Origin of the sequence: Vibrio sp. THAF190c (genome assembly GCF_009363355.1) — a bacterium.
Taxonomy (GTDB): domain Bacteria; phylum Pseudomonadota; class Gammaproteobacteria; order Enterobacterales; family Vibrionaceae; genus Vibrio; species Vibrio fortis_A.
This window is the reverse complement of record NZ_CP045342.1, coordinates 1-14,899: the sequence shown is the minus strand read 5'-3', so window position 1 is coordinate 14,899 and position 14,899 is coordinate 1. Positions and strand designations below refer to the sequence as shown.

Below are 14,899 nucleotides of genomic sequence, written 5' to 3'. Positions count from 1 at the left end.
ATTTATGTCAATGTAATGTTACTAATTCGTTTAATTAGAGGATGTTGAGTTTTAATTTTACAGTTTTATTGGTTTTTTATTGGCTGATAAGGGATGCTTTCTTGTATAATTGCAGCGGACTTTCTATGATGTGAAATCATTTTTAATTAGGATGTTTTTAAATGAAGAAACTAATTTTAGCTTTAGCTGTGATCGCTGCATCTAATTCTGTTGTAGCTGCCACCTCAGACAATATGACGTTTTCAAAGACGATAACATCGGCCTGCACGGCCACCGTAGACACACCAACGGGTGCCTTGATCCTAGACGGAACTAGCTCAGCACCAGCTGAATCAGAGCAAGCTAAGGTCACTTTTTCCACCACGGCAAACACGATCACCTACCAGTTATCTTCAGTAAGTGATACAGGCTCGACCACGCTTCCTGGTGGTACAACATACAAACTTTACAATGATACCAATGTCGAAGTTTCATCTTCGCAAGTTGGCGTAGCGAAAGGAGCAACGATCGGCTTCTTTGTTCGTTCTGACAATATTGTGACAGATGCCGGTGATTACCAGGCAACAGCCGTTCTAGAAGTTACGTGTAGCTAGTGGGCTAAAGGGAGGGCTTAGCCCTCTCTTGAGATATTTTATGGTGAAACAAATACTAATAGTGACTTTGCTGACCCTTTCCAGTCTCTGTGTCGCGCAAAGTCAATCTCCTTCAAGTTATGGCGGCAAATCTAATCCAACTGAAGCTGTGACGCTCACTGGCGTAAAAGTCGTACCTATATCAATAACCAATACAGACGATTTCCATCAAGCATTCGATATCACTGTCAATGGAAAAGTCGTTATGGAAACAGTCTCTCTCGGTCGTGGGGTAGAGCAAACCATCAACGTTCCTGTGCGATTAAAAGCGATGGGTATACCTGAGAAGTTTAAGATTTGTTCTATATCGAAGCCATTGGCCTCTCAGTCTATGTATCGCATAAAGTTATGCACGGTTGCTAAGTTGTTGTGGGTTAAAAAATGAGGTTGTTCTTGGTTTTGTTCGCATTGTTGTCAACCGGAGTGTTTGCGGATTCTATAAGAACCTCTGATGGTATTAGCTGTTCATTCGATGCGGGCGACACGCCATTTGAAATCATTGCATACACTGAAAAAGATCTTGCGGATTATGATGGTGAGAACTCATATTACAATGACAATACCGAGTCAAGAATTGGCATGAGGCTTAAGTATAAGTTTGGTGGCCCGAAGAGACTAGATTGCGACAAACTATATCAAATGGAACTACGAGACAAAGAGGCGAGAGTTCGTCAACTAGAAGAGCAGATAAGGGCCATGGAGGCTGTAAATTCAGTAGATTGGGACATATTTTCTAAGTGAATTCCCAGTACTTTAATGCTCTGAAGATTGTCTTAATATTGGTGTCAGTTATATTAACCATGCAGTCATGGTTATCATAAATAAGTGTCTCTAGTCATGAAGTTCCAAGCACTTTAATGCGCCTAAGGGGCAATGACCCATGCGATTAAACCGACCTTTGTGTCGGTTATTTTGTATTCACAAGTAGTAAAAGGACGCCTACCTTTAAGTTCGCCCGTTTCGCTGTTAAAATAAGCACTCAACAACTCACCCTCATAGAGAAAAACAATTTGACAGCGCGACTTTACCCGCTGGTCGGCAAGCATTCTCTTTCCATTCTAGAAGGCCGCTTGACCAATGGTGACAGTACCGATTCTATTTGAATTGAAACGATAATGTTTGGCGGATATCGAACCTTAAAAGTTGTAAGGAAGTAGTGTGAAGAAAAACGGCTTTACTTTGATTGAATTGGTTGTGGTTATAGTAATTCTTGGCATTTTAGCGGTGTCCGCCGCCCCACGCTTTTTAAACTTACAGGTCGATGCGAGAAACGCCACACTGCACGCAATGAAAGGAACAATCAACGGAGCTATGGGGATTGCTTATGGCAAACTCGCCATTCAGGGGCTTGAGAACGAGTCGCGAGTATCCTCAGCGGACTATCCAGACTTGTTTAGTAAGTGCGGAACGGATGAGGGTGATATTTCTAATCTGTGTGTTTTCAGATATGGATACCCTGCAGCTGATTGGGGAACGTTACCTGCTTTGGTGACAAATCTAAGTGCTGTTGAGGGAAGTGACTGGTTTATACATGACCAGAACACGGTGTCGGTATCTGGTGGTTTTATGTCGTCCATTAAAATATCGCCAAAAGGCTTTAGGGATACAACTAAGTGTCATATTTTGTATGAAAATTGGCTCGTACTTGTTGATACTGCAATGTATTCTCCACCTAAATTGACAGTTGTCCCTTGTGACTAATCTAACTCCCCGCAACAAGTTTAAACACTCGCCTCAACAATCAGGCGAGGCCTGGCTGAATCATTTAAGAGGAAGGCTAAGTGTTGGCTCTTATTGAACAAAACCACATTAGACAATGCAACTCCGCACACTTTTGACTCTAAAGCTAAGGTTAGCATTGACTGTAAATAGAGTGCAGTTGTATTGTTTGAGTGTGAGTTGAACGCCAACCTTCTCATAGAAATGTCACTTCCCAAGGTAAAACTTTCTCTTCTTTTGTTTTGCCTGCGACATGTTGTACAGTGGTTACTATTGGCCACAACTTTGTAAACACAAACTTCACTAACACTGGTAAAGGTAGTGTCTACGATCAAGTTATCTTTTTGTTTCGGTTAATGGAATTCTTAAATCCTTTTGGGCTCACATGGTGTGGGCCTTTTTTCTTTTTCCATTTCAAGTCATTGACTAGCATAGAATTATCGGCGGTTCTTATAAAGTCTGGATATGTCGCTCTTAGCTAAGGTGGGCCAAGATTGTTTACTGTTCGCTTAGTTAAAATTCAAAATTAATTGCCACTGATGAGCTTAGTTTGTTGCAATAACACCCTGCTCAGATGCATGTTTTTAAGCTTGATAACTCCTCTTTGGTATGAGTAATTCGTTTAAAAATTTGTGTTATAAGCCACAAATGTAACAGTTCACCTTTCCTTACTTTAACAAACCAATATAATGGTCGGTTGCCGCTATTATAAAAGGGAAGTTGTTATGCTGCTTAGACCAATTTGCTTTATGGTTTTTATCCTGCTGGTTCTTTGGGTTTTTGGAATAAAATTGAACTAAGAAACATGATCATGGTAGGTGCTATGTACGAGATACTAATAAATGCGTAAGGCTGCCGCATTGCTTTGCACACTTGCTTCGTTTTCTAGCGTCGCAAGCTCAAACTATCAAGCGGTGGCTGTATCTGACGATTGGAGTGTTGGCCTATGGACAAACCCGGATACGAAAGAGAGAACATGTGTCGTTGCACCAACGACGATGAACAAGCGAACAATTCCCGCCATTGTATTTATCCCTAAGGCTCCTGGGGGCGCTAGAGCAAACCTGATAGCCAGTGGTTCCTTTGAGGGGATAGGAGCGACTTACACTGTAGACAATTCAAGCAGTGTTACTGTCGGTTTGAAGAACAGAAAGGTTCCTTACGGACATCTGGTCACTGACCACGAATATCAACTTATGCTCGAGCGATTTAAAGATGGGTTGACGGTAACTTACGAGGTATTTTCGTCAAATAAATTTGTCGAGGGTGGAAAGAGAACAATGTCGCTTGATGGTTTTAGAACTGCTTACGAGTTAGCTCAGCGATGTCAGTGGTACTAAAGTAATAGAGCAACGTGTCTTTGTCTCTCTTCTGATTATCACTTTGATAAACCTCTATGTTGGAACCCTTTGTTGTTCAACCGATAGATGTCCAGTTCTAAATCACCATAACGACCATTGTTAAGTGGTCAGTACACCAAATGACTTGGTGAAAATCACCCAATCTAGACTTGATGAGATAAATAATAAAGGACGGTTGATTAGTTTGATTGCTAATGTACAATGTTTATTAGCTAAGACATCTTCTAACCTTGTGGAACGGGAAAGACAACTCGTTCTTAGCGATAGCTCTTATATAGAGTGGAGAATTTATTCTCATTAACAGCCCCTTAATTGGGGCTTTTTGATCACCTTTTTCCAACAAAAAGCCGCCAATAGGGCGGTTTTTTGCGCATGTACAATCTACATTGCATCACGTCAAGTTTTCCCTTGCTCCCGATTGTCCACATTGGCGTAAGAGAATATAACTGTTTTCGCAGTTTTCACGCTGACAGTAATTTCATAATCAGTCATTTCTTTGTGATTTCCCTTCTACAAAAAAACGCCAGATAACATGTATTTTTGCACCAAATAAAGGATGGTGTAATTTAAGGAGTAGTGTATGGCTTCCAATTGTTCGGCAAAAAATTCGTTAGCACTAACCATTTTTTTGTCTTTTATTTTAACCGGCTGTAACGATGACTCTACGGATAGTGCAGTAAATCCCGGGCAACCTAGCCCACCTGAAGTAGTAGAGCCTGAGCCTCCTTTTGAACCACCAATAGAGCCTCAGCCTCCTGTAGAACCAGACCCGATCGACCCACCTGTGATGCCTGAACCAGACCCTGAGCCAGAACCCCCAATAGAACCTCAGCCTCCTGTAGAACCAGAGCCGATAGAGCCGCCCGTCATACCAGACCCCGAGCCTGAACCAGAACCGCCTGTGGTTGTTTATCCGCCAAAGATCTATGTAAGTTCTCTATTGGCTGCAGGTAAAACTATCAAAGGCGATGTAGATTGTGATGGCAAGCGACTAGCAGAGGCTGATGGAACATTTGAGGTGGAAGAGGGCACTCCATTTGCGTGTAACCTTGGCTCGATTGTATTAGGTAGCTTTGTCGCGCCACTCTCTGAACAGCCAAAAAGCCTAATGATAGCGACGGTGGAAAATGACAAGTTGTCAACGTCGTTTGATGTAACCGACGTTCTTAGTGGTGGCGGTGCCAATGCGGTGAAAGTTCTTCAGTCTATCGATTCTTGCGAGACGGAAGGCGCTATATGTTTGAGTGAAATAGATTCTTTTGACATTGAAGAGGTCTATCAGAACCTCGATGATGATGACAAAGTTGAAGCGTACTTTGACGCCATCGCGGAAAAAGATACAGACAATACAGGCGAGACTCCAAGTTCTCACGTAGATGATACGGTAATCCCTGTACTCGATCCCGATGCAAGCAACAATCTGGACTCAGGCTTTGTTTCTGCCAATGCTGAGGCAAGCTATGCATACCAGCCAAGCGCTGCTGCACAAATACTCACTCGAAGTACACTTACCGATGCAAACGGCACACCGATTGCTAATATAGGTTTTTTCTCTGCTCACTCTAACGGCACTACCGATCAAAACGGTGAGTTTGAGTACAAATGGGGTGACACCATTACATTTGGCATCGATACGTTCGAGATTGGTAAGGTGAAGGGGAATCAGGTTAATTACAAGATAACTGATGTCACTGAAAATCCCATTACAAAAGACAATATTCAATCACTGCTCGAGCGTTATGCCACTCGCAACGCTTCATCATTAGAGATCAGTGACAACATTCATCAGACTTTTGCCAAGTACCCAAATGTCATCAATGAACTAATTAACCTATCACTTCCTAATGGTGGACGTTTGGATGGGACCGACTTTTTGTTGCCAAACGAATTTGAAGAACAGTTTGATAGTGGTCTAACGGCTGCGATTGACAGCGATCTTAAACTTTCCTCAACCTACCCTCAAATGCGCGCTGTATTTACGCCAAAAACACTAAGTACAGACTTTGACGATAAATATGTCACGAACACTCTGAAGCAGATTTTTGCTAACGTTGACAGTTTTCATGTGTTTAACGACACAGGTAGCTATTACGGAGCTACCGGTAACACTCGTGGTATGCGAGCATTAAATATATCGAACGAAGCATTCCCGATCATGATGCCCCGTACTGATATAAACAGTGAAATACCACTTGGCGAGCAACAAATATGGACACGCGAGGGGCGTCCGTATATTGCAGAGTATCCGGGCGTTGAGATGCCAGAAGTCCCGTTGGTAACCAAAAACAGCGCAATTTATGGCTTCCCATTCGTTACTGCCGGTAGCATCGGTGAGGGCAAAGTGGTGTTCATGGGGAACGGGCTATACCCAAGTATTCTATCTTGTCCGGATGCTTATTGGGGCAGTCGCTCTGTTGTTGTCGATAGTTCAACAAAATCCTGCACAATAAACGAGATAGAAAACTCGAATCATGACGATCAAGGGAATATGAAGCGCTTCTTTTCTAACTTGTTTGAGTGGTTCAACAATGGCCAATCAACCCAGGAGGTCAATGTCGCAACCAATATTGAGAAAGGGTATTTAGCAACTCACAATAGACTTATGGGCATCGAATATCCCTTCTTTATTAGTGATGAATATGGGTTTGGTTATGTAGAAAAGCTGTCACACTCTGGCTTTGGCAATCTATCGGTTTCTGATACTCCAATCTTAATTCTTCAGGCCTATCCACCGATGGCCATAAGAAAAAAGACCAATCAATTTTTGTCAGATCTAGAAAATCCTAACCTGAGTCAAGATGATGTTACCGCCCTTATCAAATACATCAATGATGGAGGTAATGTGTTGTTTATGGACGCGATTCAAGAGATTAACCCGGAGCCAATTGGTCGCTTGGCCGATGCCGCTGGCGTATCGATTGGAGGTCAGAACGTAACACCGACTTATCAAGCCTTTTGTGGCGGCTCTCATTACTGTAATTCTCCATATCCCAACTTACATGTTAAGAGCCAAAAAGAAATGGTGGTGTTTGAGCGATTCAAAGACAATTTTGGCTCACAGCCATTTACTGTTCATCAAGATGGTAGCGTTGAGTGGATCAAAGATGAGACGAAGATTAAGTTTGAGATCCCTACTTATGAAATAACAAAACTGGACAGCGACGGCAACCCTGAGCTAAATGCAGACGGCTCTCCAATCATGGTTGAGAAGTATGCCCGTATTTTTGTGAACACACAGGAAGAACGCGAAGCTGCAATCAAAGAGCTGCAAACCGCATTTGAAAATGCACCGGTTTGTGCCAATTCGTACGAGTACGAGTTCAATTGTATTGAAGTTCGTAAGGGGCATGACTTTACTGTTCGAGGTAAGTATCACCGACCTGACTTTGATCGCTATGAAGTCAGTACCGATGTGATTGAAAGTATGGTGAAGTCAGCGAACTTAGGATCTAACTTTACTGCACTGTACAACCACGAAATTTACTACCGAACAAAGGGGGAGAAAGGTCTGCGCTTGTCAACATCGGAGCTGAACAAGGCTTACGACAGTTTGGCTGTTTGGATGTGGAATGACAATCCATATCGCTACCAAGACGATGTGCAGGATGAGCTTGGCTTCAAGGAAGCTGTGCAGTTCTTAAACTGTTATACCGGCGGCCAACACCAGCCTGATTCCGGAGAAGCAAGTTGCCCTAGCGATCTGAAAGCTTCGTTAGTCGCAAATGGCATGATTCACGGATATGGTGACTTAAATAACCAGTTGAATCCAAGTTATCCTATCAATTACATGGAAAAGCCTCTGACGAGAATTATGCTTGGCCGCTCATTCTGGGATTACGATATCGTTGTTGATACGACGGAATACCCTGGTAAAACTCCAGGTAGCGGCTCTAGCGGTTCTGTCGACATTGAGACTGACGGTAACAGTGTTGCCTACTCAGCAGGTAATAAGCAATCAACTGGATTGTGGGCACCTCAACTGCAAGAAGTTACGGTAAGCGGCGGTGTAGAAGCGACGATTACCGTCATGATGGCCGATGATCTGACAGGCAGAGCGAATCATGAGGTAGGTCTAAAACGCCCGCCACGTATGCAAACCAACTATCATTACGATGGCAGCAGTCTGAGCTTTACCACTCCTTATGGCGGATTGATCTACGTTAAGCCAAAAGCGAAAGGTTTAGGAAAGCAAACATTCAACTTTGAAAATGTTGAGACGGCCGCTTGGTGGAAAGACGGAGCTTGGGTGAATGGCCCTGACTCTTCTGTTGCGCCTATTGCAGAATTGGATACTGGCACATTCATTTACACCACCCCGATAAACAATGTCCGCAATATGGATGTTGCAGGGTTCTCTCAAAATATGAATCGCTTTGCCAATGCAGCGAGTGATTTCTATGGTCGCGACGAAGAGGTCGATAGCGGCCAACACCGTCGTTATACCTACGATAGCCTAAAGGGTTTCCGTCATAGGTTTGTTAACGACGTACAAATCTCAGTGGGCCACGCTCACTCTGGTTATCCAGTGATGAATAGTAGCTTCAAGGCTGACAGAGCATACGTTCCGACTCACGCGAACAATGATTGGATACTTTGGCATGAAATAGGGCACAACTTGGCTTCTCCGCCATTTATGGCAGAAGGCAGCACAGAAGTAACCAACAACTTCCTTGCTCTATACATGCAAGAGCTTGAGGGTCGTGACGATCTACCTCTGCGAATGGACAGGATCATATTTGATATTAAAAAAGCCCCATTATGGCTAGACGAAAACAATGGGCATGCCTGGTCAAATGGGCATGCAGGTATTCGCTTAGTCATGCTTGGCCAATTAAAAATATGGGCAAAAACCCACTTTTCATTGGATGACTGGTATGAAGCCGATGCAAGTCAGCCGCCGATATATGCTCAGGATGCAGGCTGGAACATGGTTAAGCTAATGCACAGAAAGGCGCGTGGAGATAAGCAGGGCGATAATTTGCAAGACCGCGATGGCACTAACTACTGCAGCACGCAGGAGACGGGACTGTCGGGGGGCGATTTAATGATGCTATGTACTTCGTATGTGTCAGGCTATGACCTAAGTGACTTTTTCGTGGCGTGGAACCCGGGAGAGGTATCGACGACCAATCCAGATGGAACCAAAGTGTACTCAGGTGGTATTAGCGATGCGGCACTTTCAATGTTATCTGGCTTAAGGTTGGATAATCCCGAAGATAGCCCGCTTGGAGTCAACTCTTTGAGTTATGGAGAGCAAGATTAGTCTCCTTGCGTATAAATAGAAAAGCCCCAAATTATAGGGGCTTTTTTAGTTCCACATTGTGCATTCTTAAATATTTCGCTGCCGTAGCGTCGGTAACGCGATTCTTTGCTGCAACCGCCTTTACGGTACAAAACTTGCCACTCGAAGCATCGTTAATAATTGACTGAATAACATCTTTAGGGACTTTTCTTACGCCACCTTCGTCGTCATTGAGCCAAGCGTTCATATTGCCGAATCTTCGGCTATAGTTCCAAGTGGCAAGCTTTTCGAGCTTGTTTTTAGCCTGCGCCATTTTCCGCACTGCACACGTAAATATCTTCTTTAAGCCCTGTGTGAGCCTGATAACGTTCAGTAACGGCAGTAACGACATCATCAACCAGTGGAGGAGGACAAAGAGCCACAATACAGCCACCAAAGCCGCCACCGGTCATTCGAACGCCACCTTGTTCACCGATTACCGACTTAACTAGGCCAACGAGATAATCAATCTCAGGAACGGTAATCTCGAAGTCGTCGCGCATCGATGCGTGAGATTCTTCCATAAGCTTGCCCACAAGACCCATATCACCTTCCGTTAGAGCTTTAGATGCAGCAAGCGTACGAGCATTTTCGGTAATAACGTGACGAGCTCGCTTAACAACAACGTCATCAAGACCATCACGGCGGTTCTCTAGCTGTGAAAGGCTGACATCGCGCAACGCTTTAACACCAAAGAAATGAGCGGCTTCTTCACATTGTTCGCGACGAGTGTTGTACTCGCTATCAACCAGACCACGTTTTTTGTTCGAATTGATAATCATAACCGACATACCTTTAGGCATGCCAATAGGGTAAGTCTCTAGAGAGCGGCAGTCGATCAGCAACGCGTGATCTTTTACACCCTCTGCAGAAATAAGCTGATCCATAATGCCACAGTTGCAGCCTACGAATTCGTTTTCAGCTTGTTGGCCGTTTAATGCAATCTCAGCCTGAGAAATCTCAAGATTGAATAGATTTTTAAAGGTTTGACCAATAACCACTTCTAGAGCGGCAGAAGAGCTAAGACCCGCACCCTGAGGAACGTTGCCGCTAACAGTCAGGTTTACACCACCAAGTTCAAAGCCGCGAGACTGCAGACACTTAACAACACCACGAACGTAGTTAGCCCACATGTATTCTGGGTGGTGTGTGATCTCTTTATCCAGATAAAATGCATCCGTCTGGTTGTAATCAACAGAATAAACCTGAACCATATTGTCGCCAGACTTTTTAGCAGCAACTGCCGCTTGGTAGTCGATTGCACAAGGCAGAACATAGCCATCGTTGTAGTCGGTATGTTCGCCGATTAGGTTCACTCGACCAGGGGCTTGAATTAGGTGTGTGTTTACTTCGCCAAAGATCTGCTCGAAAGCGCTCTGTACTTTGTCAAATAGGTTACTCATTGTGTTACTGCTCTTTATAGTGGATGTCGCTTAGATCGCGTAGACGTTGCGCTGCCTGTTCAGCAGTCAAGTCGCGTTGAGATTCTGCTAGCATTTCATAGCCAACCATAAACTTGCGTACAGACGCGCTGCGAAGCAATGGTGGGTAGAAAAGGGCATGCAGCTGCCAGTGTTCTATATCAGTGCCTTCTTCGAAGAACGGCGCATAGTGCCAGCCCATTGAGTAAGGAAATGAACACTGAAACAGGTTGTCGTATCGGCTAGTAAGCTTTTTGATGGCTACTGCCAAGTCGTCACGCTGCTCATCCGTGAGTTCACTCATGCGACGAATATGAGTTTTAGGCATCAGCATGGTTTCGAATGGCCATGCAGCCCAGTATGGTACAACAGCAACCCAGTGCTCTGTTTCAACGACGATTCGTGAGCCATCTTCAAGCTCAGATTTAACGTAGTCTACGAGCAAGTTACTGCCGTTTTCTTGATAGTACTCTTTTAGGTTTTTCTCTTTTCGCTCAATCTCATTCGGCAAAAAGCTATTTGCCCAAATTTGACCGTGTGGGTGAGGCTGAGAGCAGCCCATTGTTTCACCCTTATTTTCGAACGCCTGAACCCAAACGTAGTCTTTCCCAAGTTCTTCGATTTGTTCAGTCCATGTGTCTACGACACCTCGAATTTTTTTTACAGGTAGCTCTGGTAAAGTTTTGCTGTGGTCAGGAGAGAAACAGATAACTCGGCTAAGACCGGTTACACCTTCAACTTTGAACAGAGGATTATTTGACTTAGGCGCAGCTGGCGAATTTTCCATAAGCGCAGCAAAGTCGTTTTTGAAGACATAAGTGCCCTTGTAGTCCGGATTCACATCGCCTGAAATTCGAGTGTTGCCGGCACACAAGAAACAGTTCTCATCATATGCAGGTAGCTGTTCGTTAGATGGTTTCTCGTCTTGGCCGCTCCAAGGGCGCTTAGCTCGGTGTGGTGACACTAGAATCCACTGACCCGTAAGTGGGTTGTAGCGACGATGTGGATGATCTACAGGGTTAAATTTTTCTGACATGTTAGTAGCCTTCAGGGTTGTTGCTTTGCCAATTCCACGTATCTGCTGTCATCTCTGCAATAGTACGTGTTGCTTTCCAGCCAAGTTCCCTTTCGGCTTTTTGTGTACTTGCCCAACAAGCTGCGATGTCGCCAGGGCGACGAGGGCAAGTTTCATATTTAATTGGGGCTCCACATGCTTGGCCAAATGCTTCTACCATTTGAAGAACGCTTGTTCCGTTACCCGTTCCCAAATTGAAAATGTGGAGACCGCCTTTGTCTTTTAGTTTATTTAATGCGGCTAAATGACCATCAGCAAGGTCGACTACGTGGATGTAATCTCGAACGCCTGTGCCATCAGGTGTGTCGTAGTTGTCACCAAATACCGAAAGGTGGTCTCGGCGCCCTACAGCAACTTGAGCGATAAATGGCATTAAGTTGTTAGGAATACCTTGTGGGTCTTCGCCAATACGACCTGATTCGTGAGCCCCGACTGGATTGAAGTATCGAAGTAGTGTGATGCTCCAATCACTTTCCGCGTCAACCAGGTCCATCAGGCAGCGCTCAACCATGTGTTTGCTGGTACCGTATGGATTTGTTGTGCCGCCTGTTGGAGAGCCTTCTGTAATAGGTACGACCGCAGGATCGCCATAAACGGTAGCTGAAGAGCTAAAAATCAAATTCTTAACGCCTGCTTTCTTCATCGACTCAACTAAGCAAAGAGTTCCTGCCACGTTGTTTTGGTAGTAATGAACTGGTTTTGCTACCGACTCACCAACAGCTTTAAGACCAGCAAAGTGAATAACGGCATCTATATCTTGTTCTTCGAAGATGAGATCTAAAATTTCAGACTCTCTAATGTCTCCGCGATAGAAGGTAGGAAGCTTCCCAGTTAGCTCTTCTATTCTGTTGAGGACTGCGATCTTGCTATTGCAAAGATTGTCTAAAATAATTGGCTCAATGCCTGCATTTATCATCTGAACGCATGTGTGGCTTCCGATGTAGCCCATGCCGCCCGTAACTAAAACTTTCATGATGCCTCTGTGTTACTGTTTTTTTGAGAAGTATATGCATATTTTTAAGTAGAAAAATGATCTACTCGTCGTTTGCAAAATCAAATGGTTGGAAAGAGAAATATCGTAAAGAATTTTCTATATTTAACGGGCGACATCTGTTAAGTAATTTCATTAAACTAGGATTTTAGTCAGCCTTAAAGTGCAACTGGTATCATTAAGTAATGGAAAGACAAATCTAGGTAGGTCGGTAATGAAGAAAATAATGCCTTATTGGGCTATTGCGCTAATGACATTGAACCTATTGGTTACCGTTGTTAACGCTGCAAAATTTACCACTGTAATAGGGGTGTTCAGCGCATACTTGGCAATATCTCCAATTTTGTTAGCTTTTAAGTGGATTCACCCAGAGTGGTTGGCGATTGATACTGAGGGCAAAATGAGCAAGCACATGCGAGCAATGGTGTTGTGGCCAATCACACTGTATGAGTATCACTCGCACAAAAGAGTCGTTAAAAAGATAACAGTTTTAGTCGAAGCTCTAGAGCAAATGAATGGCGATGAGATAGTAAAAACTCAAGAGTGGGCTGAGTTGATTCAGTGTCGAAAAAAACTCTCTGTGTTTACTGCAAAAGCGAAAAAGTATTCAAAGTAAAACAGCGATTAAATGAAGTAACAAACCTCTCCGCATTGCGAGGTCATAGATCATACTTGTGAAACAAGTACTGGCCTTCGTAATCCATTTCAAACTCGTTAAAATGAGTCCGTTGGCTTTAAAACTGACACACCATACAAGTGATAGTTTTTCCTTTTACTGCTCACTTGGCATCCAATTCTCGGCGTAAAAAACAATGGACCATGACCTAACGGCACAACAACCCCTTCCTCAAAGTCATGACCATTATGTGTATGGTTAATGTCAGGCGCGATCATTGCTCATAGAAAACCTCTTTTAAAGTTCATTCGAACTCTGCACCGCCAAACAATGCAGTATACGCTTATCTAAATTTTTAATCACACCATCTGAGTCAGACGGCTTAAGAAACTGAGTGTCAAAGCCATATGGCTATGGCAAATCAATGGCTTCAAGACCAGCCGCCGAATAATCATCAGCCATTGTCGTAGTGTTTGTCAGTGTGATTGCCAACCGCGGCAGTTCTCACTTCATTCGCACGATCTACCAGTGAATCATACGGGCTTTTTGGGTAGGTATTCTAACCGTAGTTAAGCATAAAAGAAGATGCTCCCCTTTATTATGGATTAATAACCAAATCCTATATAAACCCGAAAAAATTAAACAAAATATTATATCAAAAACCACATCGGGGGTGTTTTGAAGTAAAAAACTGATTTTGATTGTATTTTCAGAGTTTAAATTCAATTTTATCAATAAATATCGAATCATGTGAACCACAGAGTTATAAAACAGTGTTTTCTTTAAAGGGGTTGTTAATTTATATAGAGATCATTGTCTTTTATTGTTTAACGGGATCGTGTAGGATTAACTCGATAACAATTAAAAAACAAACACAACAATAAGTAGATGTAAAACAATGACTTGCGAATATATTGTTAATTAAAAATAGTTTTATATTAAAAAGCTTACTTAAGCTTTCATTTTTATATCTATTGTCAGTTACTTCTCAACTCAATATCAAAATGAAAATTAGTTTATGAGCAATTACGGTATCGTTGAACTATCAAATAGACCTGGCAGTTTTAGGGCAAGAGTTCCTATGCTCAAGAAAGGAACGTATACAAGCAAAGATTTTTCGAACGAAAAATATCTACACCCAATGACCTCAGCGCAAGCCTGGAGGGATGAACTAGGCAAGAGCACATGGGGCGAAGAGATATGGATGTACATAAAGAAAACAAAGTCCGTTAGATGTCTTTGGGGCAAGAAGGGTGGAGTATCCGTATGTCACAAAACCATCGAAGGCGAGGGTGAGATATGGATAGTAATGTGGAGAGAAAAAGGAAAACCTAAGATTATGCCTTTTTTATTAAAAGATGATATCGAGGCTAAGAAAAATGCAGAAGAATATGCAAAAAAGAAGAAGGTGGAATTATCTTTTTTAAATAGAATATAAAGGATGACCAGAAGATGTCCTCATGTAGCAGGGGGGTGAGCACATCTTCTGGTCAAATAGTTTTAAATTACCGGTTCAAACACCAGAGTTAACGTATCTTCATAGTTCAAATCAATAGCAACAGTCGTTGTTGAATCACTTCTATCGTATTCCAGATCAAACTTCACTTTAGCGACACCATTGCCACCAAAGTAACCATTAGAATCCCTAACTAGGTTTATTGTGCTCGTAACACCACTTTGTAGTGAGAATTTCTGATTAACTCCCTGAATGCTTGCCTCAACATCATAGGAAATGTCTTGAATGTCAGCTATCCCAGGGTAGCTGCCAGGGCACTCATTACAAAGCATTTTGAAATCGGTACC

General features: G+C 43.1%; 13 protein-coding genes. 8 read left to right on the top strand and 5 right to left on the bottom strand.

Features of this window, described 5'->3' with window-relative positions; genetic code table 11:
• The first annotated feature begins 161 nt into the window (after window positions 1-161).
• The 6 genes from FIV04_RS26200 to FIV04_RS26175 all read left to right on the top strand — a co-directional run bounded on the left by FIV04_RS26200 (window position 162) and on the right by FIV04_RS26175 (window position 8,975).
• The gene (locus tag FIV04_RS26200; protein ID WP_152471347.1) at window positions 162-593 is read left to right on the top strand and encodes a hypothetical protein; all 432 of its coding nucleotides are present in this window, start codon (window positions 162-164) and stop codon (window positions 591-593) included.
• 40 nt (window positions 594-633) lie between these two features.
• Window positions 634-1,017, top strand: a complete 384-nt coding sequence (locus tag FIV04_RS26195) for a hypothetical protein (RefSeq protein ID WP_152471346.1) — start codon at window positions 634-636, stop codon at window positions 1,015-1,017.
• 8 nt (window positions 1,018-1,025) lie between these two features.
• Entirely contained in the window at window positions 1,026-1,373 is a 348-nt protein-coding gene (locus FIV04_RS26190; protein WP_152471345.1) for a hypothetical protein, read from the top strand.
• A 417-nt stretch (window positions 1,374-1,790) separates the two neighbouring features.
• Window positions 1,791-2,333, top strand: a complete 543-nt coding sequence (locus FIV04_RS26185) for a type II secretion system protein (protein WP_152471344.1) — start codon at window positions 1,791-1,793, stop codon at window positions 2,331-2,333.
• An 860-nt stretch (window positions 2,334-3,193) separates the two neighbouring features.
• Window positions 3,194-3,691 carry a hypothetical protein gene (locus tag FIV04_RS26180; RefSeq protein WP_152471343.1) on the top strand — a complete coding sequence of 166 codons (498 nt, stop codon included), beginning with the start codon at window positions 3,194-3,196 and terminating at the stop codon, window positions 3,689-3,691.
• 601 nt (window positions 3,692-4,292) lie between these two features.
• A complete protein-coding gene (locus FIV04_RS26175; protein WP_152471342.1) occupies window positions 4,293-8,975 on the top strand; it encodes an SslE/AcfD family lipoprotein zinc metalloprotease in 4,683 nt (1,560 codons plus the stop codon).
• A gap of 31 nt (window positions 8,976-9,006) precedes the next feature.
• Here FIV04_RS26175 and FIV04_RS26170 read toward each other — a convergent pair whose 3' ends face one another.
• The 4 genes from FIV04_RS26170 to galE are packed head-to-tail and all read right to left on the bottom strand — an operon-like array spanning window position 9,007 to window position 12,462.
• Window positions 9,007-9,267: a hypothetical protein gene (locus FIV04_RS26170; protein WP_152471341.1), complete on the bottom strand. Its 261-nt coding sequence runs from the start codon at window positions 9,265-9,267 to the stop codon at window positions 9,007-9,009.
• Window positions 9,254-10,396: a galactokinase gene (gene galK / locus FIV04_RS26165; RefSeq protein WP_152471340.1), complete on the bottom strand. Its 1,143-nt coding sequence runs from the start codon at window positions 10,394-10,396 to the stop codon at window positions 9,254-9,256. Before galK ends, FIV04_RS26170 begins: the two co-directional genes overlap by 14 nt.
• 4 nt (window positions 10,397-10,400) lie before the next feature.
• Window positions 10,401-11,450: a UDP-glucose--hexose-1-phosphate uridylyltransferase gene (locus FIV04_RS26160; protein WP_152471339.1), complete on the bottom strand. Its 1,050-nt coding sequence runs from the start codon at window positions 11,448-11,450 to the stop codon at window positions 10,401-10,403.
• A gap of 1 nt (window position 11,451) precedes the next feature.
• The gene (gene galE, locus FIV04_RS26155) at window positions 11,452-12,462 is read right to left on the bottom strand and encodes a UDP-glucose 4-epimerase GalE (protein ID WP_152471338.1); all 1,011 of its coding nucleotides are present in this window, start codon (window positions 12,460-12,462) and stop codon (window positions 11,452-11,454) included.
• A 232-nt stretch (window positions 12,463-12,694) separates the two neighbouring features.
• Between galE and FIV04_RS26150 the strand changes: the two genes are divergently transcribed.
• Window positions 12,695-13,096 carry a hypothetical protein gene (locus tag FIV04_RS26150; protein WP_152471337.1) on the top strand — a complete coding sequence of 134 codons (402 nt, stop codon included), beginning with the start codon at window positions 12,695-12,697 and terminating at the stop codon, window positions 13,094-13,096.
• A gap of 1,018 nt (window positions 13,097-14,114) precedes the next feature.
• Window positions 14,115-14,534 carry a hypothetical protein gene (locus FIV04_RS26145; RefSeq protein ID WP_152471336.1) on the top strand — a complete coding sequence of 140 codons (420 nt, stop codon included), beginning with the start codon at window positions 14,115-14,117 and terminating at the stop codon, window positions 14,532-14,534.
• 62 nt (window positions 14,535-14,596) lie between these two features.
• Here FIV04_RS26145 and FIV04_RS26140 read toward each other — a convergent pair whose 3' ends face one another.
• On the bottom strand, window positions 14,597-14,884 hold the full coding sequence (locus tag FIV04_RS26140) for a hypothetical protein (RefSeq protein WP_152471412.1): 288 nt from the start codon (window positions 14,882-14,884) through the stop codon (window positions 14,597-14,599).
• Between the last annotated feature and the right edge of the window lie 15 nt (window positions 14,885-14,899).